Annotated in this window: 11 protein-coding genes; 4 read left to right on the forward strand and 7 right to left on the reverse strand. The window is 74.0% G+C overall.

The genetic code is table 11. The annotated features are described in order from the left end of the window. The 5 genes from E1266_RS10660 to E1266_RS10680 all read right to left on the reverse strand — a co-directional run. Nucleotides 1-1,611, reverse strand: a 1,611-nt coding sequence (locus E1266_RS10660) for a beta-ketoacyl synthase N-terminal-like domain-containing protein (protein WP_207945539.1), incomplete at its 3' end; no start/stop codon positions are given. A gap of 18 nt (nucleotides 1,612-1,629) precedes the next feature. Beyond that, complete coding sequence (locus E1266_RS10665; RefSeq protein ID WP_132046159.1) at nucleotides 1,630-1,857, reverse strand: phosphopantetheine-binding protein; 228 nt, start codon at nucleotides 1,855-1,857, stop codon at nucleotides 1,630-1,632. After that, complete coding sequence (locus tag E1266_RS10670) at nucleotides 1,854-3,836, reverse strand: HAD-IIIC family phosphatase (protein ID WP_207945540.1); 1,983 nt, start codon at nucleotides 3,834-3,836, stop codon at nucleotides 1,854-1,856. The genes E1266_RS10665 and E1266_RS10670 overlap by 4 nt, the downstream gene beginning before the upstream one ends. Nucleotides 3,837-3,919: 83 nt before the next feature. Then, nucleotides 3,920-4,720, reverse strand: coding sequence for an alpha/beta fold hydrolase (locus tag E1266_RS10675; RefSeq protein WP_243718352.1), 801 nt, complete (start codon nucleotides 4,718-4,720; stop codon nucleotides 3,920-3,922). An 18-nt stretch (nucleotides 4,721-4,738) separates the two neighbouring features. Beyond that, nucleotides 4,739-19,495, reverse strand: a complete 14,757-nt coding sequence (locus E1266_RS10680; RefSeq protein ID WP_207945542.1) for a type I polyketide synthase — start codon at nucleotides 19,493-19,495, stop codon at nucleotides 4,739-4,741. Nucleotides 19,496-19,785: 290 nt separating this feature from the next. Between E1266_RS10680 and E1266_RS10685 the strand changes: the two genes are divergently transcribed. From E1266_RS10685 to E1266_RS10695, 3 genes are all read left to right on the forward strand, one after another. Next, on the forward strand, nucleotides 19,786-20,643 hold the full coding sequence (locus tag E1266_RS10685; RefSeq protein ID WP_132046161.1) for a metallophosphoesterase: 858 nt from the start codon (nucleotides 19,786-19,788) through the stop codon (nucleotides 20,641-20,643). Further along, entirely contained in the window at nucleotides 20,640-21,311 is a 672-nt protein-coding gene (locus tag E1266_RS10690) for a 4'-phosphopantetheinyl transferase superfamily protein (RefSeq protein WP_207945543.1), read from the forward strand. The genes E1266_RS10685 and E1266_RS10690 overlap by 4 nt, the downstream gene beginning before the upstream one ends. A gap of 128 nt (nucleotides 21,312-21,439) precedes the next feature. Next, entirely contained in the window at nucleotides 21,440-21,679 is a 240-nt protein-coding gene (locus tag E1266_RS10695; protein ID WP_132046163.1) for a DUF5988 family protein, read from the forward strand. 34 nt (nucleotides 21,680-21,713) lie between these two features. Here the strand turns inward: E1266_RS10695 and E1266_RS10700 are convergent, their stop codons facing one another. Further along, nucleotides 21,714-24,533 (reverse strand): LuxR family transcriptional regulator, encoded by a 2,820-nt coding sequence (locus tag E1266_RS10700; RefSeq protein ID WP_132046164.1) that lies wholly within the window; start codon nucleotides 24,531-24,533, stop codon nucleotides 21,714-21,716. Between the two features lie 513 nt (nucleotides 24,534-25,046). Continuing rightward, entirely contained in the window at nucleotides 25,047-25,817 is a 771-nt protein-coding gene (locus tag E1266_RS10705; RefSeq protein ID WP_132046165.1) for an AfsR/SARP family transcriptional regulator, read from the reverse strand. 647 nt (nucleotides 25,818-26,464) lie between these two features. Here E1266_RS10705 and E1266_RS10710 point away from each other — a divergent pair. Continuing rightward, nucleotides 26,465-26,941 (forward strand): CBS domain-containing protein, encoded by a 477-nt coding sequence (locus tag E1266_RS10710; RefSeq protein ID WP_165966021.1) that lies wholly within the window; start codon nucleotides 26,465-26,467, stop codon nucleotides 26,939-26,941. Nucleotides 26,942-26,964 lie beyond the last annotated feature (23 nt).

The raw sequence follows: 26,964 nt of genomic DNA on the forward strand, positions 1-26,964 counted from the left end.
GGCGCGGTGGTCGAGGGTGGAGCGGGTGGTGGCCAGCGCCCACGCGATCTGTCCGGCATCTAGGTCGGGGTGGGTGTCCAGGTGGTGGAGCAGGCGTTGGGCTTGGGCGGCCAGCGCGGCCGGGGTTCTCGCCGATAGCAGCCACGGAACCACCGGAGGCTCAGGCCGCACCTCGACCTCGGCGGACCGGAGACGAACCACCTCGCCGTTCGCGTCTGACGAAGTGACCGGGGCCTGCTCGATGATGGTGTGCGCGTTGGTTCCGCTCATGCCGAAGGAGGAGACCGAGGCGCGTCGGGGCCGTCCGGTGTCCGGCCAGGGCATCTGCTCGGTGAGCAACTCGACCGCCCCCGCGGACCAGTCGACGTGCGGAGTCGGTTCATCGACGTGCAGCGTCCGCGGCAGAACCCCGTGCTTGAGGGCCTGGACCATCTTGATCACACCGGCGATACCGGCGGCGGCCTGGGTGTGGCCGATGTTGGATTTGATGGAGCCGAGCCGCAGGGGCCGGTCGGCGGGGCGTTGCTGTCCGTAGGTGGCGATGAGCGCCTGAGCCTCGATCGGGTCGCCGAGTGTGGTGCCTGTGCCGTGGGCCTCCACGACGTCGACGTCGGCGGGGGTCAGGCGGGCGCTGGCCAGTGCGTCCTGGATGACCCGCTGCTGCGACGGCCCGTTCGGCGCCGTCAGCCCGTTGCTCGCCCCGTCCTGGTTGACCGCCGATCCGCGCACGATCGCCAGAACCGGGTGCCCGTTGCGCTGCGCGTCCGACAACCGCTCCACCAGAAGGAGCCCGACGCCCTCGCCCCAGCCCGTGCCGTCGGCCGCCGCCGCGAACGACTTGCAGCGCCCATCACGGGCGAGGCCCCGCTGCCGCGAGAACTCCACGAAGAGGGCGGGGGTGCACATGATGGTCGCGCCGCCGGCGAGGGCGAGATCGCACTCGCCGAGCCGGAGCGACCGGCAGGCCCAGTGCAGCGCCACCAGCGCCGAGGAGCAGGCGGTGTCGACGGTGACGGCGGGCCCTTCCAGGCCCAGGCTGTAGGCGACCCGGCCGGAGGCGAAACTGGCGGCGCCGCCGATCCCGATCTGGCCGTCGAACTCCTCGGGCATCCGCTGGAAGCCCGTCCCGTAGTCCAGGTAGATGATCCCGGCGAACACCCCGGTTCGGCTGCCCTGCAAGTCCGAGGGGTCGATGCCGGCGCTCTCGACGGCCTCCCACGCGGTCTCCAGCAGGAGGCGCTGCTGCGGATCGGTCGCCAGCGCGTCGCGCGGGCTGATCCCGAAGAACTCGGCGTCGAACCGGCCCGCGTCGTAGAGGAACGCCCCCTCGTGGGCGTAGCTGGTGCCCCTGCGTTCCAGGTCCGGGTGGCGGAGCGCGTCCAGGTTCCAGCCCCGGTCGGAAGGGAAGGCGGACACGGCGTCGGTTCCGTCGGCGACGAGCCGCCACAGGTCGTCGGGGGTGCGGGCGGCGCCCGGGTAGCGGCAGCCCATCCCCACGATCGCGATCGGCTCGGTGTCGGCGGACTCGGCCTCGGCGAGCCGCTCCCGTGTCCGGTGCAGTTCGGCCGTCGTCCATTTCAGGTAGTCGACGAGCTTCTGCTCATCCGCCATCCGGAACCACCCCTCGGCTCACCTGTCCACCGCCAGCAGGTACATCTCGTGCAGGCTCGTCGCCTGGAGAAGGTCGGGCAGGGGCACGCTGCGTCCGGTCTCCCGCTCGATCGTCGTGAGCACCCAGAGCAGGTGCATCGAGTCCCAGCCGGGGACCTGGTCCAGGGTCCGCTCGGCGTCCTCGGCCGTGACGGGCAGGCCGAGGTGGTCCCGGACGAGCGCGACGAAGTCGTCGATGGTGTTCACGGCGCGTGCCCCCCGAGCTCGTCGGTGAGGTGGACGTGGTCGGGCGGCGTGAAGATCTCGGCGAGGTCGTGCCGGAACCACGTCACCCCCTCGGAGGCGTCCGGTCCGGGAGGTCCGCCCCGAGGCGCCGCGTCCCGCACGAAGCCGTGCCTGGGGTAGAGCTCCGCGACGCCGCCGTTCCTGGGCGTCGGCAGGTAGGCGCCGTAGACGGCGCGGGCGGCGCCGGCGCGCGCGTGGCGCAGCACGGCCGCCAGGCACGCCTGCTCGATGCCGCGGCCGAACACGCGGCAGCTCAGCAGGAACCCGTCGATGCGGACCGCGTCGTCCGCCCACCGGGTGAACAGCGCGCCCACCGTCCCGTTGTCGCCGAACCGGTCGCGGGACCGGATGGTCAGAATCCGCGTGCGGGCATCCTCGATCAGCTCCCTGACCTCGGGGACGCCGAGCCGGTGCGTGACCGTGTTGAACTGGTTGGTCCGCATGGTGAGCTGCGAGACCCGCGCCGCGTCCTCCCCGGTGGCCTCGGCCAGGACGACGCGGACGTCCAACTCGCGCAGGTACTCCTCGATCGAGTCGAAGGTGTGCAGGAAGTCGCGGCGCGCCCGTTCGTCCCGGTACCTGGTCTTGCGGACGCGGTCCTCGGCGGTCGTCTCCCGGACGTCGAACCAGCCGTCGGCCAGCAGCCTCTCGGCGTGCAGCGCGGGATCGGCGTCGAGGCCGACGACCGCCACGTCGGGGTGCTCGGACCGCATGAGCCAGCGTTCGAAGGCGCTGTCGTCGGCGAAGACGAAGCTGTGCGTCCCGAGGTTGAGCTCCCGCGCCAGCTCGGCGACGTTCTCGGGCTTGGGTCTCCAGTTGGCCACGACGTGGACGAAGTCGTCCTCGCGCAGAACCATGCCGGGATGCTCGCGCAGGACCTTGCGGACCGGCTCGACGTCGTTCTTGCTGGCCACCGCGAGGAGCACACCCTGCGAGCCGACCTGCTTCACCACGCGCTGGAACTCGCGGAACGCCTCGCCGCGGTGCCCCTCCCCCACCTCGATGCCGTCCACGCCGTCGTCGCCGAGCACTCCGCCCCACAACGTGTTGTCCAGGTCGAGAACCAGGCATTTCCTGGTGCGGCCGGTGAGATGCCGGACCAGGTGACCGGCCTCGCGCGCGTACGCGGCCAGTAGGTCCGGGGACAGGTGCGCCTTGGCGTAGACGCTCATGCGCGGGTCGCTGGCCGGTGACGCCTCGGCGGCCAGCGGGTCGAGGTCCAGCACCACGACGCGCTCGTGCTCCTCGCACAGGTGCAGGAGCCGCGCGTTCAACTCGCGCCAGACGGCGCCCAGCCTGGCCCTCGACCGGTGGTCGACGAGCTGCGCGGTGTACCGCCGCAGCAGCGGCAGCGTGTTGAGCACCAGTGTGCCGCGGCAGTTGGCCTCGAACGCGGTGGCCAGCCCCTTCAGCAGTCCGATCTTCTCCAGGCCGGCGCGCTCGACGTCCGCGGGCCGCCAGGGGACGGCGACCTCGTCGAACACGACCGCCGGGTCCAGCACGCACAGGACGAGGTCGGGTTCGGCCGCGTACAGCTCGCTGCCCGGGTCACCGAGTTCGAGGACGTAGCCGTCGAAACGGCCCGTGAATGGGCGCAGTAGGATCCCGTGCCGGGCGAGCTGCACCGTCAGCGCGGGCAGCAGGTCCGGCAGCGTGCCGTGCCCGGTGATCGCGACCCGCGCCGCGGGGATCCCGGGATGCAGCCCGGCCGTCTCGTCGGCGTCCAGCCGGGCGAGCAGGTTCCCCGCCCGCACCAGCTCGCGTCCGTCCAGCTCGGCCACGAGCCGCTGGGCCTCGGGGTACCGGGCGGCCAGGGTCCCCGACCGGTGCAGGGCCAGCAGCGCGTCGGCCGGCGGCACACCGTCACGCGGAGCCGGTTCGCCCACGCCCGCCTCCTCCCCCGCGGCCCCGCCGCGCTCCGTCCGGCTCGTCCCGGTCACCGGGGCCGCCTCTCGCGGCCCCGCATTCACGATCTCGGGACCGGCTAAAGCTGCGCTAAGACGGTCCTTGCGCGCCCGCGGGGTCACGGGACGGCGGCCCGGAAGGCGAGGATGTCCTCGGAGACCGCCTTGATGGTCTCCGCTGGGCGATCCCCCAGGTAGAAGTGGCCGCCCGCGAACACGCGCATGCCGAAGGAGGCCGACGTGTGCTCGCGCCACGCCGCGGCCTCCGGGACGGCCACCTTCGGGTCGGAGTCGCCGACGTAGGCCGCGATCGGGCAGCGCAGCGGGGGGCCGGGGCGGTGCCGGTAGGTCTCGATCGCCTTGTAGTCGGTCCGCAGCGCCGGAAGGACCATCCGCAGCAGCTCCTCGTCTCCGAGGACTCCCGCATCGGTGCCGTCGAGGGCGCGCACCTCGGCGATGAGGCCCCGGTCGTCGCGGGTGTGCACGGTCTCGGTCCGGTGCAGCGACGGCGCCCGGCGGCCCGACACGATGATCCCCAGCGGGCTTCCGCCGGTCTCCCGCTCGATCGTGCGCGCCACCTCGTAGCAGGTGACGGCGCCCATGCTGTGCCCGAAGAACACCAGCGGGCGGTCCAGCACGCCGCGCAGCGCCGCGAAGACCGCGGCGGCCAGCTCGTCGATGGTGTCCACCGGCGGCTCCCTGCGCCGGTCCTGCCGTCCGGGGTACTGCACCGCCAGCACGTTCGCCGAGCCGGCCAGCGCGGCGGAGACCGGGAAGAAGTAGGCCGCCGAGCCGCCCGCGTGCGGGAAGCAGACCAGCAGGGGATCGCCGTCCGCGCCCTGGTGGAAGCGCCGCAGCCAGAGGTCGTCGTTCGGTTCGCCCAGGTCCACGTGGGTCCCGTCCCTTCGCTTCGGGTGCACGGCCCTCCGGCCGCCGGCTCAGGAGATCCCGAGCTCTCTGTCGATGAAGTCGATGACCTCGTCCGAGGTCGCCGTGTCGAGGCGGTCCGGTGCGAGGTCGGGTGCGAGGTCCGCTTCGAGGGCCGCCGCGGGCGCGGCGGCGTGCCGGTCCCGCCAGCGGCCGAGCAGCGCCTCCAGGCGCGCGGTCACCTCCCGGTGGCCGCTCCAGCCGCCCGGAGCCGCGCCCAGCGCGCTCTCCAGCCGGTCCAGTTCGCTCAGGACCGCGGGCGATCCCGGGTCCGCTCCCGCCGCCTCGCCGTCGGCGAGGTACCCGCCCAGGTGCCGTGCGAGGGCGTCGATCGTCGGGTGGTCGAAGACGAGCGTCGCCGGCAGGCGGGTGCCCGCGGCGGTGCTGAGGCGGTTGCGGAACTCGACCGCGGTGAGCGAGTCGAACCCGAGTTCCTTGAAGGTCGAGGTGGTGGTGACCGCGTCCGCGGACCGGTGGCCGAGCACGGTGGCGGCGTTGGCCCGGACGACGTCCAGCACCGCCTCGTGCCGGCGGCCTTCGGGGAGCCGCGCCAGCCGCTCCGCGAGCGAGGGGCCCGCCGCGCGGCCGCCGCGGCCCGCGGCGCGGCGGCCGGTGCCGCCGGCCAGGACGCGCAGGACCGCCGGGGCCCTCCCGGCTCCGGCCTGCGTCCGCAGCGCGGCCAGGTCCAGACGGGCCGGCACCAGCAGTGCCCGCCCGTCGCCGCGCGCCGTGTCGAACAGCGCCAGCCCCTGCTCGGACGGCAGCGGCACCACACCGGACCGGCCGAGCCGGGCCAGGTCGGCGCCGTCCAGGTGCGCCGTCATCCGGCTGGTCTCCGCCCACAGCCCCCACGCCAGCGACACGGCCGGGAACCCGAGGGCCTTGCGGCGGGCGGCGAGGGCGTCCTCGAACGCGTTGGCCGCCGCATAGTTGGCCTGCCCGGGGGTGCCGAGCACACCGGCGCTGGAGGAGAACAGCACGAACTCGGCCAGGTCCAGCTCGCGGGTCAGCGCGTCCAGGTTCGCCGCGGCCGCCACCTTGGGCCGCAGCACCCGTGCCACCTGGTCCGGGGTCATGGAGCCGACCACCGCGTCGTCCACCACGCCCGCCGCGTGCACGACCGCGGTCAGCGGGTGCTCCGCCGGGACTCCGGCCAGCAGCCGGGCGAGGTCCGCGCGGTCGGCGGCGTCGCAGGCCGCCATCGTCACCCGCGCGCCGAGCCCGGTCAGCTCCGCCGCCAGTTCCGCGGCGCCGGGCGCCCGGGAGCCCTGGCGGCCGGTCAGCAGCAGGTGCCGCATCCCGTGCCGCTCCACCAGGTGGCGCGCCACCCGCCGGCCGAGCGCGCCGGTGCCGCCGGTGATCAGGACCGTGCCCGCCGGGTCGGGCGGCACCGGCACGGTGAAGACGATCTTGCCGACGTGCCGGGCCTGGCTCATGTGCCGGAACGCCTGCCGGGCCTGCCGCAGGTCCCAGGCGCGCAGCGGCGGATGCCGTAGCGCACCCCGCTCGAACAGGTCCAGGATCTCCGCCAGCATCCGGCCGATCCGCTCCGGGCCGGCTTCCAGTACGTCGTAGGCCTGGTAGGCCACGCCGGGGTAGGAGGCGGCGACCTCGTCGGCGTCGCGGATGTCGGTCTTGCCCATCTCCACGAACCGGCCGCCGCGGGGCAGGAGCCGCAACGACGCGTCGACGAACTCGCCGTTCAGCGCGTCGAGGACGACGTCCATGCCGCGGCCGCCGGTCGCCGCCAGGAACCGGTGCTCGAAGTCCAGGTCGCGGGACGACGCGATGTGCGCCTCGTCCAGCCCCAGCGCGCGCAGCGCCGGCCACTTCGCCTCGCTCGCCGTGGCGAACACCTCCGCGCCGAGGTGCCGGGCCAGCTGCACCGCGGCCATCCCCACCCCGCCGGTCGCGGCGTGCACCAGTACGGCCTCGCCGGGCCGCAGGTCCGCCAGGTCCACCAGCCCGTAGCAGGCGGTCAGGTAGGCGACCGGCACGGCCGCCGCCTGCGCGTACGACCAGCCCGCCGGGATCCGCGCGAGCATCCGCCGGTCCACCGCCGCCACCGGGCCGAAGGCGTGCGGGAACAGGCCCGCGACGCGGTCCCCTGCGGCCAGGTCGGTGACTCCGGCGCCGACCTGGGTGACCACCCCGGCCCCCTCGCTGCCGAGCGGGGCGCCGGCGTCGGGGTACATGCCCAGGGCGATCAATACGTCGCGGAAGTTCAGGCCCGCGGCGCGCACGGCCACGCGGACCTCGCCGGCGGCGAGCGGTGCGTCGGCCTCCGGGTGCGGGACGAGTTCCAGGTCCTCCAGCGTCGCGCTCGCCGGGGCCGCCAGCCGCCACGCCCCGGCCTCCGCGGGGGGAGTGAGCGCGGGGTCGGTCCCGGTGCCGGTCAGCCGGGGCACGAGGGCTTCGCCGCGCCGGATCGCGAGCTGCGGCTCGTCCGCGTCCACCGCGGCGGGCAGGCGGTCCGCCGCGACCTGCGGCGAGGCGGGACCGCCGTCGAGGTCGACGATCAGGAAGCGGCCCGGGTGCTCCGCCTGCGCCGAACGCATCAGACCCCAGAGCGGGGTGCAGGCCGGATCCGCGACCTCGGCGCCGTCGCCCGCCTCCACCGCTCCGCGGGTGAACACGGCCAGCCGGCAGGATTCGAACGCGGGATCGGCGAGCCATCGCTGCACCGTGCCGAGGACCGCCACCGTCATCCGCTCGGCGGCCGCTCCGTCGCCGGCGTCCGCCGGACCGGCGCACGGGAGGGCCACGACGTCGGGGACGGCGGCACCCCCTTCGATCGAGGCGGCCAGGTCGGCGAGGTCAGGGTGGCGATGCACGGAGACGCCGCCGGATTCCAGCGCCCGGCCCAGGCCGAGGTCGTCGGCGCCGAGCACGGCCCAGTCGTGCCGGGCCGGAGCTCCGCGCACGTCACCGGGCAATGGAGTCCAGTCGACGTGGAAGAGCCATTCGCCGCCACCGCGCGCCCGCCGCGCCGGCACGGGCCGCAGCGCCACGGAATCGATCGCGGCGACGGGACTCCCGTCCGGGTCCCAGGCCGCCACCGAGATCCCTTCCCCGCCCTCTTGAACGACCCTGATCCGCAGTGCCGACGCACCGGAGGCGTAGACGTCCACCCCCGCGCAGACGAACGGCAGCCGTCCCCCGTCGTCCCCTTCCCCGGCCACCAGCGGGAGTCCGGCCTGCAGGGCCGCGTCCAGCAGCGCCGGATGCGCGACGAAGCCGTCCGCGGCGCCGCCGGCGTCCCCGATCGCAGCATCGCCGGGGTCGAGGTCCGCCTCCGCGAACACCTCGTCGCCGCGCCGCCAGACCGCGCGCAGCCGCCGGAAACCGGGACCGTAGTCGAGGCCCCCGGCGGCGGCCCGCGCGTAGAGGTCCGCCACGTCGACCGGTTCCGCGCCCTCCGGCGGCCACACCGCCTCGCCGGATGCGGGAGGCGGGCCCGCGGCCGGGCCGAGGGCGCCGGTGGCGTGCCGCGTCCACGGTGCTCCGGCCGGGGCCTTCTCCGGCCGCGAATGCACGCTCAGCGCCCAGCGTCCCGGTTCGCCGTCCGCGACGACGCCGACCTGCACCGCGACCGCCTCCCGGTCCGGCACGTCGAGGGGGGCCTCCAGGGTGAGCTCCTCCACCCGGCCGCAGCCCAGCTCGTCGCCGGCGCGGACGGCCATCTCCAGGAACGCGGTGGCGGGCACGACGGCCGCGCCGTGCACCCGGTGGTCGCCGAGCCACGGGTGGGTGCGCTGCGACAGCCTGCCGGTGAAGAGCATCCCGCCGCCGTCGGCCAGCCCGACCGAGGCTCCCAGCAAGGGGTGCTCGGCGGCGGCCAGCCCGAGCCCCGCCGCGTCCTCCCGCCCGGTGTCCGCGGAAAGCCAGAAGCGCCGCCGCTGGAAGGCGTAGGTCGGAAGGTCGACCCTGCGGGGCCGCGCCGGCGCGAGCAGGGCCGCCCAGTCCACGGGCACTCCGGCGGTGTGGGCCTGCGCGACCGCGTCCAGCACCGCTTCGGGCTCGGGCCGGTTCTCGCGGAGCGCGGCCGCGGTCGCCGGGGCCTCGTCCGCGCGCTCCCGGTCCATGCACTCCCGCGCCATCGCGGTCAGCACCCCCGGGCCCAGTTCGATGTAGGCGGCGACGTCCTGGGCCTCGAGCCAGCGGACGCCGTCTGCGAAGCGGACGGCGCCGCGGACGTGCTCGACCCAATAGTCGGCGGAGCGGAGCCGCTCCGCCGGGACGGGCTCGCCGGTGAGGTTGGAGATCACCGGAATCTCCGGAGGCCGGAAGGTCAGCCCCTCGGCCACCGCGCGGAAGCCGGCCAGCATCGGCTCCATCCGCGGCGAATGGAAGGCGTGGCTGACCCGCAGCCGCCTGGTCTTGCGGCCGCGGTCCCGCCAGTGGGCGGCCAGCGCCTCGACCGCCTCCGCGTCCCCGGAGAGCACGGTGGCCGACGGCCCGTTCAGGGCCGCGATCGCCACCGCGTCCTCGCGGCCGGCCAGCAGCGGCACCACCTCGTCTTCCGACGCCTGCACCGCGACCATCGCGCCGCCGCCCGGCAGCCGCTGCATCAGCTGCCCTCGCGCCGCGACCAGGGAGCATGCGTCGTCAAGGGACAGCACCCCGGCCACATGGGCCCCGGCCAGCTCGCCGATCGAGTGCCCCAGCAGGAAGTCCGGCCGCACTCCCCACGCCGCCAGCAGGCGGAAAAGGGACGTCTCGACCGCGAACAGCCCGGCCTGCGCGTAGACCGTGTCGTCGAGCGACAACCCGCCTGGTCCCTCGCCGCCGAAGACGACCTCGCGCAGCGAGCATCCCAGCACCAGGTCGAGGCGCTCGCAGATCTCGTCGAACGCTTCGGCGAACACCGGGTACGCCTCGTAGAGGCCCCGGCCCATACCGGCGCGCTGCGCTCCCTGGCCGGGGAACAGGAACGCGACACGGCCGCCGGCGCGCACCTCGCCGCGGACCAAGTCGGGCGCCTGCCCGCCCTCCGACAGCTCGGCGAGGGTTTGCAGCGCCTCTTCGCGCTCGCGCACCAGGACGACCGCGCGGTGCTCCAGTGCCGTACGCGTCGTGGCGAGCGAGAAGCCCACGTCCGCCGGCCCGAGGCCGGGGCGGGCGGCGAGGAAATCGCGCAGCCCGGCCGCCTGGGCCCGCAGTGCGTCCTCCGTCCGGCCCGACAAGGGCCAGGGGACCACCGCCGCACCGGCGCCGGACGGCTCGGCGGGCTCGGCGGGCGGGGCGGCGGCTTCGTCCGCCTCTTCGATGATCACGTGGGCGTTGGTACCGCTGATGCCGAAGGACGAGACGCCCGCCCGCCGCGGGCGGTCCCCGCGGCGCCATGGAACCGGCTCGGCCAGCAGCGACACCGCCCCGGCGGACCAGTCCACGTGCGGGGTCGGCTCGGCGCCGTGCAGCGACGGCGGCAGCTCGCCGTGCCGCATCGCCATGACCATCTTGATGATGCCCGCGACGCCGGCGGCGGCTTGGGCGTGCCCGATGTTGGACTTGACCGAGCCCAGCCACAGCGGCCGGTCCGGCGCACGGTCCCGGCCGTACGCGGCGAGCAGCGCCTGCGCCTCGATCGGGTCCCCGAGCGTGGTCCCCGTTCCGTGCCCGTCCACCGCGTCCACCTGGTCCGGCCGGAGGCTCGCGGCGGCCAGCGCGGCGCGGATCACCCGCTGCTGGGACGGGCCGTTCGGCGCCGTCAGGCCGTTGCTGGCGCCGTCCTGGTTGGTGGCGCTGCCGCGCACCACCGCCAGCACCGGGTGCCCGTTGCGCCGCGCCTGCGACAGCCGCTCCAGGACGAGCACGCCCGCGCCCTCCGACCAGGCCACCCCGTCGGCGGACGCGGCGAACGACTTGCAGCGGCCGTCCGGGGCGAGCCCGCGCTGCCGGCTGAACTCCACGAAGGTGTCGGGGTTCGCCATCACGGTCACCCCGCCCGCCAGGGCCAGCGAGCACTCGCCCCGGCGCAGCGCCTGCGCGGCCAGATGCAGTGCGACCAGGGACGAGGAGCACGCGGTGTCCACCGTGACCGCGGGTCCTTCCAACCCGAACAGGTACGCCACCCGGCCGGACACGACGCTGCCCGACGTGCCCGTCACCGCGTAGCCCTCCGCGGCCTGCGGCAGCCTGCCGCCGCGGGCGTAGTCGTAGTACATGACACCGGCGAACACGCCGGCCGGGCTGCCCTTCAGCGAGGCCGGATCGATTCCCGCCCGCTCCAGGGCCTCCCAGGAGGTCTCCAGCAGGAGCCGCTGCTGCGGGTCCATCGCCAGCGCCTCGCGCGGCGAGATGCCGAAGAATCCGGCGTCGAACTGCGCGGCGTCGTGCAGGAACCCGCCCTCGCGGGCGTAGGAGGTGCCGGGGTGGTCCGGGTCGGGGTGGTAGAGCCCGTCCAGGTCCCAGCCCCGGTCGCCGGGGAACCCGGAGATCGCGTCGCGGCCCGCGGCCACGAGCTCCCAGAGGTCCTCCGGGGAGGCGACACCGCCCGGGTAGCGGCAGCCCATCCCGACGATCGCGATCGGCTCGTCCGGCGCTCCTTCCGCGTGCTCCGGCGCCATGTCCGGCCGCGCGGCGGCCGTGCCCAGGAGCTCCTCCCGGAGGCGCGCGGACAGGCGCCGGACGGTGGGGTGGTCGAACAGGAGGGTGGGCGGGAGCCGGAGGCCGGTCGCCGCGTTGAGCCGGTTGCGCAGCTCCACCGCGGTCAGCGAGTCGAAACCGATGTCCTCGAACGCCCGGTCGTCCCCGATCGCGCCGGACGACGCATGCCCCAGCACCTCGGCGACCTGTGCCCGCACCAGGCCGAGGAGCTCCCGGTGCCGTTCGGCCTCGCTGAGCGCGGCCAACCGCCCGGCCACGCCGCCGGCCGGTTCGCCTGCCGTGACCCGCCGGCCGCGGACCAGTCCGCGCAGCATCGGCGGCGGGCCGTCGCCGGTGCTCGTCCGCAGGCCCGCCACGTCGAGGCGGGCGGCCACCACCTCGGCCCGCCCGGAAGCGATGGCCGCGTCGAACAGTGCCAGGCCGTCCTCGGCCGGCAGCGGCGCGATGCCCGCGCGGCGCAGGCGCGCCATGGCGCCGCCGGTCAGCGTCCCGCTGATCGCGCTCTCCGGCTCCCACAGGCCCCAGGCGACCGACACGGCCGGCAGCCCCCGCGCCCGGCGCTGCCGGGCGATCGCGTCCAGGGCCGCGTTGGCCGCCGCGTAGTTGCCCTGGCCTGCGGTTCCGAGGGTGCCCGCGATCGAGGAGTAGAGGACGAACATCGCGAGGTCGAGGCCGCGGGTCAGCTCGTGGAGGTGCAGCGCGGCGTCCGCCTTGGGGCGCAGCGTCCGGTCCAGCCGCTCGGCGGTGAGCGCGGTGACGATCCCGTCGTCGACCGCTCCGGCCGCGTGCACGACTCCGGTCAGCGGATGGTCGCCGGGGATCCGGTCCAGCGTCGCGGCGAGCTGGTCGCGGTCGGCCGCGTCGCAGGCGGTGAGGGTCACCTGCGCTCCGGCCGCGGCGAGTTCGGCCCGGAGTTCGGCGGCGCCGGGCGCGTCGGGGCCGCGGCGCCCGGCCAGGACGAGGTGCCGCACGCCGTGTTCGGCCACCAGGTGCCGGGCGAGCAGGCCGCCCAGCGTCCCCGTGCCGCCGGTGATCAGGATCGTGCCCTCGGGATCGAGCTCCCGGGGCTCCGGCGCCGGAACGGGAAGCCGCGCCAGCCGGGGTACGAAGGCCCGTCCGTCGCGCAGCGCGAGCTGCGGCTCGCCGGCGGCCGCCGCGGCCCGGCAGGCGTCCAGCAGCGCGGCGTCCCCCTCGTCCTCATCGAGGGCATCGGCCAGGAGCAGGCGTTCGGGGTTCTCCGCCTGCGCCGAGCGGACGAGTCCCCAGGCCGCCGCCTGCGCCGGGTCGGCGGCCTCGCCGCCGCGGACGCCGACCGCCGCACGGGTCAGCACGACCAGCCGCGCACTCTCGGGGTGGTCCGCGGCGAGCCAGCCGGTCACCGCGCGCAGGGCTCGTTCGGCGGTCTCGCGAACCGTGGCGGCGTCCGCCCGGAGGTCGGCGACGAGCAGGGTCGGTTCCGCCGCGCCCGGCGCCTCGGGGATCGGCCGCCATTCCACGTGGAACAGCGAATCGCGGACGGCCTGCGCCGGGGCCGGGGCGAGCCGGGCCGGTGCGCGCAGGGCGAGCGCGTCCACCGTCGCCACGGGCGAGCCCGTCCCGTCGGTGACCGTCATCGCGCCGTCCGCCGAGATGCGCGCCCGCACTCCGGCGGCGCCGGTGGCGTGGAGTCTCACGCCGTTCCAGGCGAAGGGCAGCCGCGGGGCGGCGCCGTCCGGTCCGCCGGAGCCGTCCAGCCCGACCCGCGCGTGCAGGACGGCGTCCAAGAGGACCGGGTGGATGCCGAAGCGCGCGGCGTCGCCGCGCAGCTCGCCGGGCAGGGCGGCCTCGGCGAAGATCTCGTCACCCGCTCGCCAGGCGCCCGTCAGGGCCCGGAACGCCGCGCCGTACTCGTAGCCGGCCTGTTCGAGCCCGTCGTAGAAGCCGTCCAGCGGCACGGGCACCGCGCCCGCCGGGGGCCAGGCGGCCGGTTCACCCTCGGGAGGGGGCGCGGACCCGGTCCGCACGGCACCGTCGGCGTTGCGGGTCCAGGGACGGTCGGAGCCGGCTCGCACGTCGGCCGTCCGGGAGTCGACGGTCAGGGGCCGGCGGCCCGACGTGTCCGCGCCGCCCACCGTGACCAGGATCTGCATCCCCCCGTCCGGCGGCAGGACCAGCGGAGCCTGCAGGACCAGCTCCTCAACCTGGTCGCAGCCCGTCTCCTCGGCGGCGCGCAGCGCCATGTCCACCAGGGCGGTCGCGGGCACCATCGGCACACCCGCGACGACGTGGTCGGCCAGCCATGGGTGGGTGCGCAGCGAGAGGTGGCCGTGCAGCGTCACGGTGTCGCCGTCGGCGCGCCGCGTCGCGGCGCCCAGCAGCGGGTGATCGGCCGCGTCCAGTCCCAGCTCGGCCGCGGACGCGGCGGCGCGCGGCACCGGCGCCCAGAACCTGCGGTGCTGGAACGGGTAGGTGGGCAGCTCTGCCCGCCGTGCCCCGGAGCCCGCGAAGACGCCCTCCCAGTCGAGCGGCACACCGTGCGCATGCAGCCGGGCGAGGGCCGCCGTGAAAGACTCCGCTTCGGGACGATCCTTGTGGAGCACCGGTACGGCGAGGGCTTCCGCGCCACCGTCCCGGGCGGCGAGTACCTCCTCGGCCAGGGCGGCCAGGGTGCCGTCGGGGCCGAGCTCCACCAGCCGCGTGACACCCTCCCCCGCCAGCCGGTCGACGCCGGCGGCGAACAGCACCGGGCGCCGCACGTGCTCGACCCAGTACCGGGGCGAGCACATCTCCCCGGCCGTCCCCGGCACGCCGGTCAGGTTGGACATGACGGGTATCCGCGGTGCCCGGTACGACAGCCGCTCGGCGACCTCGCCGAACTCGGCCAGCATCGGCTCCATGCGCGGGGAATGGAAGGCGTGCGAGACCGTGAGCCGCTTCGTCCTGCGGCCGCGGGCGCGGAAGGCGCCGGCGATCTCGGCCACGACGGGCTCGTCGCCGGAGATCACGACCGACGCCGGGCCGTTGACCGCCGCGATCGACGCGCGCCCGCCGCGTTCCTCCAGCAGCCGGCCCGCCTCCTCCGCCGTGGCCTGGACCGCCGCCATGGCGCCGCCGGCGGGCAGCCGCCCCATCAGCGCGCCGCGCGCCGCCACCAGCGCGCACGCGTCCTCCAGCGAAAGGATCGCGGCCACGTGGGCGGCGGTCAGCTCGCCGATCGAATGACCCGCCACGTAGTCGGGGCGGAGGCCCCACGCCTCGGCCGTCCGGAACAGGGCGGTCTCAAGGGCGAACAGTCCGGGCTGGGCGTACTCCGTCCGGTCGAGCAGCCCGGCCCCGGGCCCTCCCGGTTCGGCGAACACGACCTCGCGCAGGGGGCGCTCCAGCAGGGGGTCCAGGTGCGCACAGACCTCGTCAAAGGCGGCCGCGAAGACGGGGAGCGCTTCGTAGAGTTCGCGGCCCATGCCGGGCCGTTGCGATCCCTGGCCGGAGAAAAGCACGGCGACACGGCCGTGGCGCGCCTCCGCCCGGACGATGCTGGAGCCTGTATCGCCCTCGGCGAGAGCCGCCAGCCCGGCCATCATCCCGGTACGGTCCCCGGCCAGGACGACCCCGCGCTGCTCCAGGCCCGCCCTGGTGGTGGCCAGCGAATAGGCGACGTCCAGGGGGCTCAGGCCCGGGGATGCGGCCACGTGCTCGCGCAGCCTGCGGGCCTGTGCCCGCAATGCCGGTTCGCTCTTCGCCGACACGGCCAGCGGCACCACACGGCCGGGGCGCTCCCCATCAGGCGCGTTCGGCTCATCCGCCGGTGCGGCCGGGGGCTCCTGGAGGATCACGTGGGCGTTGGTGCCGCTGATGCCGAACGAGGACACCGCCGCACGGCGCGGACGGCCGGCGGCGGGCCAGCCGACCGGCTCGGTCAGCAGCGCCATCCTGCCCGCCGACCAGTCGACGTGGGGTGTGGGCGCGTCGACGTGGAGGGTGCGCGGCAGCGTCCCGTGCCGCATCGCCTCGACCATCTTGATCACGCCTGCCAGCCCGGCCGCGGCCTGGGTGTGGCCGATGTTCGATTTGACCGACCCGAGCCAGAGCGGCCGGTCGCGGTCCCGGCCGTAGGCCGCGAGGAGCGCCCGGGCCTCGATCGGGTCGCCCAGGGCGGTCCCCGTCCCGTGCGCCTCCACCGCGTCCACCTCGTCCGGCGCCAGCCCGGCCGCCGCGAGCGCCTGGGCGATCACCCGGCGCTGGGACGGGCCGCTCGGCGCGGTCAGCCCGTTGCTCGCCCCGTCCTGGTTGGTCGCCGACCCGGCCACCGTCGCCAGCACGCGATGGCCCTCGCGCCTCGCCACCGACAGCGGCTCGACGAGGACCACGGCGGCGCCCTCCGCCCAGCTCGTCCCGTCGGCCGAGGCGGCGAAGGACTTGCACCGGCCGTCGGGCGCCAGGCCCCGCTGCCGGCCGAACTCGACGAACATCCCCGGCGTGGACATCACCGCCACGCCCGCGGCCAGGGCCCGGTCGCACTCCCCGCGCAGCACCGCCTGGCACGCCTGGTGCAGGGCGACCAGCGACGACGAGCACGCCGTGTCCACGGTGACGGCGGGCCCCTCCAGGCCGAACACATAGGCGATCCGGCCGGACATGACGCTGGCGGCGGTCCCGGTCAGCAGGTATCCCTCGGCGTCGTCGCCGGCCTCGTGCAACCGCGGGCCGTACTCCTGGTGGGTGCCGCCGACGAACACTCCGGTACGGCTGCCCTTGAGGGACATCGGGTCGATCCCCGCCCGTTCGAGGACCTCCCAGGAGGTCTCCAGCAGCAGGCGCTGCTGGGGGTCCATCGCCGCCGCCTCGCGGGGCGAGATCCCGAACGGCTCGGGGTCGAAGCCGCCGGCGTCCCGGACGAACCCGCCCGCGGTGGCGTAGGTGGTGCCGGTCCGGCCCGGGTCGGGGGCGTGCAGGGCCGCCAGGTCCCAGCCGCGGTCGTCCGGGAAACCGGAGATCGCGTCGCGGCCCGCCGCGACGAGCTCCCACAGGTCCTCGGGGGATCGGACGCCTCCGGGGTACCGGCAGGCCATGGCGACGATCGCGACGGGCTCCCCCGCCGCGGCCGCCGCGCCGGGGGCCGCGCCCTGATTCGGGTCCGGGTCCGGCGATCCCGAAGCCTGCTCGGCCAGGTGCCCCGCGAGCCCCTCGGGCGAGGGATGGTCGAACAGCACCGTCGAGGGCAGCGGCAGCCCCGTCGCCTGGGCCAGCCGGGTGCGCAGCTCGACGGCCGTCAGCGAATCGAAGCCGAGGTCGCGGAACGTCCACTGCGGCTCCACCGCGTCCGGCCGGTCGTAGCCCAGGACGGTCGCCGCTTCGGCGCGGACCACGTCGAGCATCGCGAGCCCGCTGACGGGGCGGTCGTCGTCGTGGTCCGTGACCGCCTCGGCGCGCACGGGCTCCGCCGGCATGGGAGCCTCGTCCGGCTCCCCCTCGGCGGGCGGCCGCAGCCAGTGCCGCTCGCGCTGGAACGGGTAGGTGGGCAGCGGGACGCGGCACCCGCCCTGCCCGGCGAGCACGGCCTCCCAGTCCACGTCCGCGCCCCGCACCGACAGCTCGGTCACCGCACTGAGCAGCGTGCGCGGTTCGGGGCGGTCGTCGCGCAAGGTCTGGACGAGCACGGCCGCGGCAGGGTCGACGCAGTCGCGGCCGATGGCCGACAGCTCGCCCCCCGGCCCAAGTTCCACGTACGTGGAGACACCCGCGGCTTCCAGGGCGCGCATACCGTCCATGAACCGCACGGTGCCGCGCACCTGCCGGGCCCAGTGCCCCGGCGAGCGGATCTCGTCGTCCGTTGCGACCCGGCCGGTCACGTTCGACACGACCGGGATCCGCGGCGGGCGAAAGTCCAGCCGCCGCGCGATCCCCTCGAACTCTTCCAGCATCCCCTCGGTGTGCGGCGAGTGCGACGCGTGGCTGATCCGGAGCCGCTTGGTCTTGCGTCCCCGCTCCTTCCAGTACGCCGCGATGTCCAGCACGGCGTCCTCGTCTCCGGAGATGACGGTCGCCATCGGCGCGTTGGCGACGGCGACCGACACCCGGGACCCGTGCTCGGCGACGTGCTCGGCGACCAGGGGCGAGAGTTCGTCCTCGGATGCCTGGACGGCCACCATCGCCCCGCCCCCGGGGAGGGCCTGCATCAACCGGCCCCGCGCGGCGGCCAGCGCGCAGGCGTCCTTCAACGACAGGACGCCCGCGCAATGGGCCGCGACCACCTCTCCGCTGGAGTGCCCCATCAGGTAGTCCGGCCGGACCCCCCACGACTCCAGGAGCCGGAACAGCGCCACTTCCAGCGCGAACAGCCCGACCTGTGTGTACAGGGTCTCGTCGAGCAGCGCCGCGTCGACCGATCCTCGCTCGGCGAACACCACGTCCCGCACCCGGCGGTCAAGGTGGCGGTCCAGGTACGCGCATGCTTCGTCGAACGACCGGGCGAAGGACGGGTGGGCGGCGTGGAGGTCCCGTCCCATACCGAGGCGCTGCGTCCCGCCGCCCGCGAACAGGAAGGCGACGCGTCCTCCGGTGGCCCGGCCGCGGACCAGGGCCGGTGACGAGCCGCCGCACGCGAGGGCGTCGAGCCCGCGGGCCAGGCCCGCGGCGTCGTCGGCGAGGACCGCCGCGCGGTGCTCGAACGCCGAGCGGGTCGTGGCGAGCGAGTAGGCGAGGTCGGCCGGTCGCGGATCGGCGGTGTCCAGATGGTCCCGCAGCAGTCGGGCCTGCGCGCGCAGCGCGCGCTCGCTCCGTGCCGACAGCAGGAAGGGACGGACCCCGGCGGGGCGGTCGGCCTCGGGCGTGGGTTCCGTGACGTCCGGTTCGGCCAGCACGACATGGCAGTTGGTGCCGCCCATCCCGAAAGAGCTGACGCCCGCCACCAGAGGCCGGGACGGCTGCGGCCAGGGGCCCGCAGCGTCCTGCACGCGGAGGTTGAGGCGGTCCAGGGGGATGCGCGGGTGGGAGCGTTCGAAGTTGAGGCTGGGCACCAGTTCGCGGTGCCGGATGCACAGGACGGTCTTGACGAGCCCCGCGATCCCGGCCGCGCCCTCCAGGTGCCCGATGTTGGTCTTGACCGAGCCGACCGCCAGCGGGCGGCGCGCCCCCTGCGATGCGGCCGGGACGCCGAGCGCCGCGCCGAGGGCCGCCGCCTCGACGGGATCCCCCGCCCTTGTTCCGGTGCCGTGCAGTTCCACGTACTGGACGTCCGCCGGGCCGACCGCAGCGTGGCGGCAGGCAAGGCGGACGGCCTCCTCCTGCCCGGCCTGGTCCGGGACCGTCAGCCCTTCCCCCGCGCCGTCGTTGTTGACCGCGCTGCCGCGGATGACGCAGTAGACCCGGTCGCCGTCGGCCAGCGCGCGGTCCAACGGCTTGAGGACGACGACCGCGCCGCCCTCCCCGCGCACGTAGCCGTTCGCCCGCGCGTCGAAGGTGTGGCAGCGCCCGTCCGGAGACAGGCCGCCGAACCGGTCGGCCGCGATGAACCCGTCCGGGGTGATGGCGATGTTGACCCCGCCTGCCAGCGCCAGATCCGACTCGCCCCTGCGCACGCTCGCGGCGGCCATGTGCACCGCCACCAGCGACGACGACTGCCCGGTGTCGACCGTCACGCTGGGGCCGCCGAGCCCGAGCGTGTAGGAGACGCGGTTGGCGATGACGCCGCGGTTCAGCCCGGTCGCGGTGTGCTGCGTGATCGTGCCGGTCCCGTAGCGCGTGCCCAGGCTCGCGTAGTCGTCGCCGATGGCGCCGACGAAGACGCCCGTCCCGCCGCCGCGCAGGCTCCGCGGGACGATCCCCGCGTCTTCCAACCCCTCCCACGCCAGTTCCAGCATCAGGCGCTGCCTGGGATCGATGACGGCCGCCTCGCGCGGGGAGATGCCGAAGAACGCGGCGTCGAACCCGTCGACCTGGTCGAGGAACCCGCCTCGCCGCGCTCCCGGCGCGATGTCCAGCCGACTCAGATCGCACAGCGTGCCGGTGGCCAGCCGCCGTTCGGGCGCCTCCCCGACCGCCTCGGTCCCGTTCCGCAGGAGGCGCCAGAATTCGCCGGGGCCCGCGGCGCCCGGCATGCGGCACGAGAGTCCCACGATCGCGACCGGGCCGCCGTCGCCGGCCCGCATCCTGGATTCGGCTGTTTCTCCGGTTACGGTCACGACACTCCAATTCAACCGCCACGCGCACTGCCCGCGTCCGCGGTGTTCGCGGCCGAACAATGGACGGAGAGCAGGGCCTGCGGGCAATGTAACTTGCGTTCCCTGCCGTATCGCAATGCGCGGGCACCCCAGAAATCGATCGCGTCGCGAACGCGTCGCGCGACTCCGGGGGATAGACGGTCACCCCTATCGCAAATGGCCATCCCCTAAGCGCGGATATTGCAACCCCAGATTGCCGGACGCCCAAAACAAGGGTTCCGTTTACAACGCGAGCCGGATACCGTCGCCGAATGCCCAGATCTCTGAGCTCACCCCCGAAACTCCTGGCCATCAGCGATCTGCACGTCATGTTCCCGGAGAACCGAACGCTGGTCGATTCCCTACGTCCCGGAAACGACGGCGACTGGTTGCTGGTGGCCGGTGACGTCGGGGAGATGATGGGCGACATCGAATGGGCGCTGAGCACGCTGAGCCGGCGTTTCGCGAAGGTCGTGTGGGTGCCCGGCAACCACGAACTGTGGACGCCGCGGGAGGACCCGGTGGCGCTGCGCGGAGAGGCCCGCTACGCCCATCTGGTCGACCTGTGCCGCGACCTCGGAGTGATCACACCGGAGGACCCCTACCCGGTCTGGACAGGCGCGGGAGGACCGGTCGCGGTGGTGCCGCTGTTCGTCCTGTACGACTACTCCTTCCGGCCGCCCGGCACCACCAAGGAGGCCGCGCTGGCACAGGCCCGCGACGCGGGGGTGGTGTGCACCGACGAGATCCTGCTGCACCCCGACCCGCACCGCGGCCCGGACAGCTGGTGCCGCGCCAGGGTGGAGTCGACCGAGCGGCGCCTGGCGGAGCTCGACCCGGCCCTGCCGACCGTGCTGGTGAACCACTATCCGCTGGTGCGCTCGCCCACGGATGTGCTGTGGTACCCGGAGTTCGCGCTCTGGTGCGGCACCGAGCGCACGGCCGACTGGCACCGCCGGTTCAACGCCGCGGCCGTGGTCTACGGGCACCTCCACATACCCCGCACGATCTGGTGCGACGGGGTGCCCTTCCAAGAGGTCTCCGTCGGCTACCCGCGCGAATGGCGGCGCCGTCCCCGGCCCGCGCCCGGCCTGAGCGAGGTACAGATCGCCCTGCGGAGCCGGGTGTGATCGAGAGCCTGCTGCCCGCGTCCGTGCACTCCGCGGAGGTCTTCGGCGATGTCCGCCCCGACCACGTGTTCCCCGAGGAGGAGGCGCTGGTGGCCAAGGCCGTGCCCAAGCGGCGCCGGGAGTTCGCGACCGTGCGCGCGTGCGCACGCGAGGCACTGGGGCGGCTGGGAGTGCCGGCCGCCCCGATCCTGCCCGGGGTCCGCGGCGCGCCGGGCTGGCCGGCCGGGGTGGTGGGCAGCATGACCCATTGCGACGGCTACCGGGCCGCGGCGGTCGCCAGCGACCGCGAGTGCGCGGCGGTCGGGGTGGACGCCGAGCCGCACGGCCCGCTGCCCGAAGGAGTGCTGGAGGCGGTGTCCATCCCGCCGGAACGGTCCCGGATCGACCGGCTGGCGGCCGGTCACCCGGCGGTGCGCTGGGACCGCCTGCTGTTCAGCGCGAAGGAGTCGGTGTACAAGGCGTGGTTCCCGATGACCCGCCGCCCGCTCGGTTTCGAGGACGCCGACATCGACTTCGACCCGCTCCGCGGACGCTTCACCGCGCGGCTGCTCGTCCCCGGGCACACCCTTTCCGACGGCCGCCGGGTCGAGGGCTTCACGGGACGCTGGCTCGCCGGCCCCGACATCGTCATCACCGCGATCGCGCTCGGCGCGCCCGGTGCGGCCTAGGGGCCGCAGGGCGCGGCCACCCCGAATTCCGGAGCATCCCGCGCGCCTGCGAATAGGGGGGGTCACGGGGTATCGCCGCCGCATCGCGCCGCAAATCATCAAGGAAACGACCGTGAGGAGGACGTTCGGTGAAAGGCCTCGACGACAACGCCGCTCGGCGCAACCCCATCGATGTCGTGCTCGTGGGCGGGCCCGACGACCTCCCGGTGACGGCGCGGCGGATGCGCGCCCCGGCCGCCGACGAGACGATCAAGATTCCGCACCGGGGCGGATACGAGCACTTCGAGCGCGAGCGTCGCATCGGCAGGCCGGACGAGCACGAGACACCGGTCTTCCGCTGGACCATGCGCACGAAGATCGCCGAATAGAAAGGGGGCCGCCGGACGACCGGGGGATGAGCAGCTAACTGCACTTCTCGAGGATTTTCAACCAGTCCGGATCCGTCAGTTCGGCGCCGTTGTCCTGAAGAGCGTCCTGCAGGTCGAAGCGCGTCACGTTGAGCTTCCGGTAGATCCTCGTCAGATGCTGCTCCACCGTGCTGATGGTGACGAACAGCTTCTCGGAGATCTCCCTGTTGGTGTGGCCCGCGGCGGCGAGGGTCGCCACCCGGCGCTCGGCGTCGCTGAGCCCGGGGGCGGTGTCGGCGTACGCCGCGGCGCCCTCCGGTCCGGCCAGCGCCGCATCGAACCCGCTGCCCTGGTCCAGCGCCTTGGCGCCGCACTGCCGGGTAAGCGCCAGCGCCTTGCGCGCGTGCTTGCGCGCGCGCTTGGCTTCGCCCAGCAGGAGGCAGGCGCGGCCCAGGTCGGCCAGGGCATAGGCCAGTTCGAGCTTGTCCCCGCAGCCCTGAAGCAACCCGACCGCTTCCTCCAGCAAGCCGATGCGCGCGGCCAGGTCGCGGGTGGCGGCCTGGGCGCGCAGCGCCATCCCCTGCGTCCGCGGGTGCTGGGCGTCGATCATGGCGAGTTGCTCGTCACCGAGCGCCCTGGCCTCGGAAAGGTCTCCGAGCTGCAGGTACGCCTCGACCGCCCCGCTGCGCCACGCCTCCACGACCGGCAGGTCGATGCCCCAGTCCCCCATCAGCCGGCCGCAGGCCAGGAAGTCGCTCAGCGCGGCATGGGGATGGTTCGTGGACAGGTGGTAGCGGCCGCGCGCGCAGAGGTAGTGCAGCCCCATCCGGGTCTGGAACAGCGCCTCGGGCACCGGGACGTCGAGATAGGTCGCCGCCTCGTCCAGCTCGCCCTTGCCCGTCAGCGCGAGGACCGCCGCCGCCAGCGGCAGCCCCACCACGACGCCCCAGCTCGGCGGTGATATCAGGCTGAGCGCGGCCTTCGCCTGCTCCTCCGCCGCCTGCAGCTCGCCCTGCCGGACGTGGATCATCGCCCGTTCGGCGGCGAACAGCGCATGCCAGGTCGGGCTGCGCCGCCCCGCGGCCTCGGCGAGCAGCACGTCGCACCAGCCGGCCGCCTCGGCGAGCCGGTCGTTGTAGGTGAAGGCGGCGAGCGCGGCGGTCAGCGGGGCGAGCATGCGCTCGCTGAGCCGGGACCGCTGGAGCAGTCCCTCGGCCGCCGCCAGCACCGCGGGCTGCTTCCCGTGCACCAGCTCGGCCGCGATCACATCGGCCCCCTGCAGCTCGGGATTCACCAGGACCGGCATGGATCCCTGCCGCCGGAGGGCCACGGGCCGGGGACGCTTGAACAGGGCCGGATACAGGTACGCGCCCCAGAGGCCGGGGCCGTCCAGATCCACGGTGCTCGCCCGCTCGCCCTCCGCCGCGGCCCCGCGGCCCGACGCCAGCAGGTCCAGGATGGCCAGGGCCTCGCGCACGCGCCCGTGCCACAGCAGGTAGCCGGCCGGTATGAAATGGTCGGAGCCCTCGCCGGGGCCGGCGTCTCCGACGGCGCAGAACTCGTGCAGCCGCCGCAGGACGGCGGCGGGATCGAGCCGCCACTCGGCGTCGACGAGCATGGACACCACCGCGGCGCGCTGCCGCTCGTCGCAGACCTGGTGGGCCGCCCGCAGGTAGTGGATGCACGTGGTCACATCGTCGCCGGCGAGCGCGTGCTCCGCGGCCTCCTGGAGGATCGGGACGACCCACGGCGCTTCGAGCCGGCCCGCCGCGACGATGTGCGCCGCCACCTCCACGGCCGGGAACCCCTCGTTGTGCAGCAGGTCGGCGATCTTCGCGTGGGTGGCCCGGCGCGTGCTGGACGGCGTGCCGTCGAGCACTGCGGCGCGGAACGCCTCGTGCCGGAACCGGCCGTCCACCAGCACCTTCGCCGTCGTCAGCAGGTGGACGACCTGGCGGCAGGCGTCGACGCCGATGTCCAGGACACCGGCGAGCAGCAGGGGCGACACCGGCTTGTTCAGCACGGCGATGGCACGTGCCAACTCGACGACCGGGCTCTCGTGCCGGTAGAGGAAGTCGAGCACGGCACGGCCGAACGCCTCACCTCCCGTCGCGCCCGACCACCGGAACGAGCCGTCGCGGTGATCGTCCAGGAAGGCCTGCGCCAGCATCGGGTAGCCCGCGCTCGCCTCGTACATCTCGGTGACCAGGTCGTACGGCGGGCGCTCGGGCAGCTGCGCGGCCGCCAGCTCGGCGAGGCCCGCCCGGGACAGCGGCTCCAGCCGTATCCGCCGGAACAGCGGCTCCCGGAGGAACTCGCTGCGCATCAGGGCGCTGGCCCCGTTCGAATGGGAGCACTCGCCGAAGAGGACGTGCAGGCGCGCGCCCCGCAGCCGGCGGACCAGGTAGAGCAGGCATTGCAGGGACGGCACGTCGGCGTGGTGCGCGTCGTCGACGCTGAGCACGACGGGTCTCTCGTCCAGCAGGTCGCGGAGAATCTCCAGCATCCCGCGCAGGACGCGGGCGGGGACCTGGACGACCGCCTCGCCGTCCTGCCCGGCCGGCGGTTCGGGCGACCGGGTGCTCAGGGCGTCGGCGTCCAGCCACCGAATCGCCCGCTCCGCGCTCTCGCGCGGCAGGCCGGGACTTCGGAACAGCTGTTCCAGCACCCCCAGCGGCAGGTCGCGTTCGCTCCGGGAGGCGACCGCGCCGAGCGTGAGGCCGCCGGACTTGGCGGCCCACTCGCCGGCGGTGCGCAGGAGAGCCGTCTTACCGGTGGCTATTCCTCCGCTAATCACCACCACCGAGCCCCCCGAGAAGCTCGCGAACAGGCTTTTCAGGGTGCCGAGTTCGTTATCCCTGCCGACCAGAACCATAAGTGACTCCTAAGCGGACCGCCTCGTTTCTCCGACCCCACCGAAACCCTGGCGCCGTCATCACCACCGATTCGGAGCGCCACTCACCGGCATGCTTCACAAATGCCACCATCCTTACACCCGGGCCATTGTTTTACAACATCAACCAAAAGTCACAGCCGGCCACCGTGCGTAATAAGACGATCAAGTGGCATGGATTATCGTGACCCACGGTCCCGGACATTAGTTAAAATGTGACATTAAACTCTTTGCCGTACGCCGCCCACTCCGTGCCCGCACCCGCCGAATCGAGCGAGATCCGACAAAGCGGCGGCCTCGACGAAAGAGCGCGATTTCGCCATCAACCTCAGGGACATATTTGTCCAGACCCCAGGCAATCCAACCGTAACCCTGCAGTCCTTGACACAGATGACCTTCAGCATCACCAGAAAACGAAAGAGACCAATTCAATTCATTCGAGACGACCCGTCACATTACCGTGCGGCGCCGCCTGCGCCACCCGCCCGGCAGGGGCTAGGAGGCGACGCGCAGGTCGAGCCGTTCGTCAGCGGAAAGAATCGCCCGCTGCATGTCCCGCAGCGCCTGGCACGGCTCAAGGCCGAGCTCCTCCCTGAGCGTGCTGCGGGCCGACTGGTAGACCCGCAGCGCGTCGGCCTTCCGGTCGGAGCGGTACAACGCCAGCATGAGCTGGCGGTAATAGACCTCCCGCAGCGGATTCTCGGCGATGAGCGAGTACAGCCACCCGACGAGCTCCCGGTGCCGGCCCAGCCGGAGATAGGCGTCGCCCAGCATCTCCAGGCACTCCAGGCGCAGCTCGGTCATCCACCGGACGAAGCCCCCGACGATGGGCCCGGTGCGCACGTCGCCGAGCGTCTGCCCGCGCCACAGTTCCAGCGCCTGCTCCAGGGCGTCCGCGGCCTCCTCGTACCGGCGTTCCCTGATACAGGCCCGCCCCCGGTCCGCCAGCCGCCTGAAGATGTGGAAATCGATGTCGTCGGTGCCCTTCCGGAGCAGATAGCCGGGCGGCCGGGTCAGCACCGGGTTCTCCTCCTGACCGGGCCGGGCGAGAAACTTGCGGACCTGGGATATGTAGACGTGAAGTCCGGCCATGGCGCGCCGCGGGGGCGCGTCGTCCCAAATCTCGGTGATCAGCTGGTCGAGCGCCACCACCTGATCCGCCCGGATCACCATGGCGGTCAGCACGGTCTCGACCTTCCGTGCGCTAATGGAGGTGGAACCGCCCTCGTCGATCACGCGGAGCGGCCCCAGGACTTCGTACCTCAAGATCCCTCCCCTCATGCGGACTGACGCGGAAGCCGAGCGGCCCCGATGCCCGGCGGGCGATCCTCCGACGCCTGCATGTCCACCAAAGCCACCCGTCGATGATGAGGTGATCTGTCGTCGCGCGGGTACCCGTACCACGCCCCTACCGAGCGATCATGCGAAAGCGGCGCCCTGGCTCCCCAGTGCCAACAAATACCCCTATCAAGACATTCAGGGCATCATGCGGGTTCATCATGGAAGGCGGATCCTCTACAATGATGTCCCCGCCCTCGGTCATACCGCGGCCCACATCCCGACCACCGAGTCGATCTTGACAGTGGCGCCCGTCCGCCCAGGGGATATGTCGAGCGCCATCAAGCCGCAATAGCACCGTCCTGATCACTACCGCCCTTTCCCGATGGCCCGGCACCCCGGCGAGCCCCCTGGCCTCCCAGCGCACGCGCCGGACTCGCCCGGCGAGCCACTCGATCCCCTCCGCGGCGCCGATGCCGAACCATCTCGATGACCCGGGTTCGCGGGGCGAGCCACCGCCGTGGACGAGATGGCGGTTTGTCCCCTCCGGCTCTACAGTGGCGGGTGGAGTGCCGGGAAGCCTGGTCGGCGTCAGAGGTCAGCCGACCTCGGACAACGCGAGGGCAGGAGTTCCGGTGCGGGTACGCGAGCTTGTTGACGAGGTCCCGGTCGTCGGACCGGACGATCCGGTCCTTGACGCGGTCCGGACGATGTGGCGGCAGAGGGTCCCCGGTCTCGTAGTCGTAGACGGTAGGGGGCACCTGATGTCCGTCCTATCGGTGGCCGAGGTGCTGTGTTCGGTCATTCCGTCATACGTGGGCGAGGACGCGCTGCTGGCACGCGTGATCGACGAGGGCCATGCCGACGACTTCCTGGCCGAGTGCGCCGGACGAAAAGTGCGGGACTGCCTACCACGCGGACACCGCGGCCCCGCAGCGGTAAGCCCGGACGCCACCGTCCTGGAGGCGGCGGCTTCGATGGCCAGCACGGGATGCCCCCTCGCCGCCGTCGTCGCCGACGACGGCCGCGTCCTAGGCGCAGTGAGCTGGCACGCCCTGCTCGACCGCCTGCTGACAACCACTCGACCACGAACATCACCGACAGATGCGTAAAGCCGATGCCCTGCCGATTCTCC

Origin of the sequence: Actinomadura sp. 7K534, from assembly GCF_004348575.1 — a bacterium.
In the GTDB taxonomy this organism is placed as follows: domain Bacteria; phylum Actinomycetota; class Actinomycetes; order Streptosporangiales; family Streptosporangiaceae; genus Spirillospora; species Spirillospora livida.

Bases quoted from the DNA above. Each gene is read 5' to 3' on its own strand.
- E1266_RS10700 (WP_132046164.1), bottom strand. From the start codon at position 24,533: ATGGTTCTGGTCGGCAGGGATAACGAACTCGGCACCCTGAAAAGCCTG.
- E1266_RS10685 (WP_132046161.1), top strand. From the start codon at position 19,786: ATGCCCAGATCTCTGAGCTCACCCCCGAAACTCCTGGCCATCAGCGAT.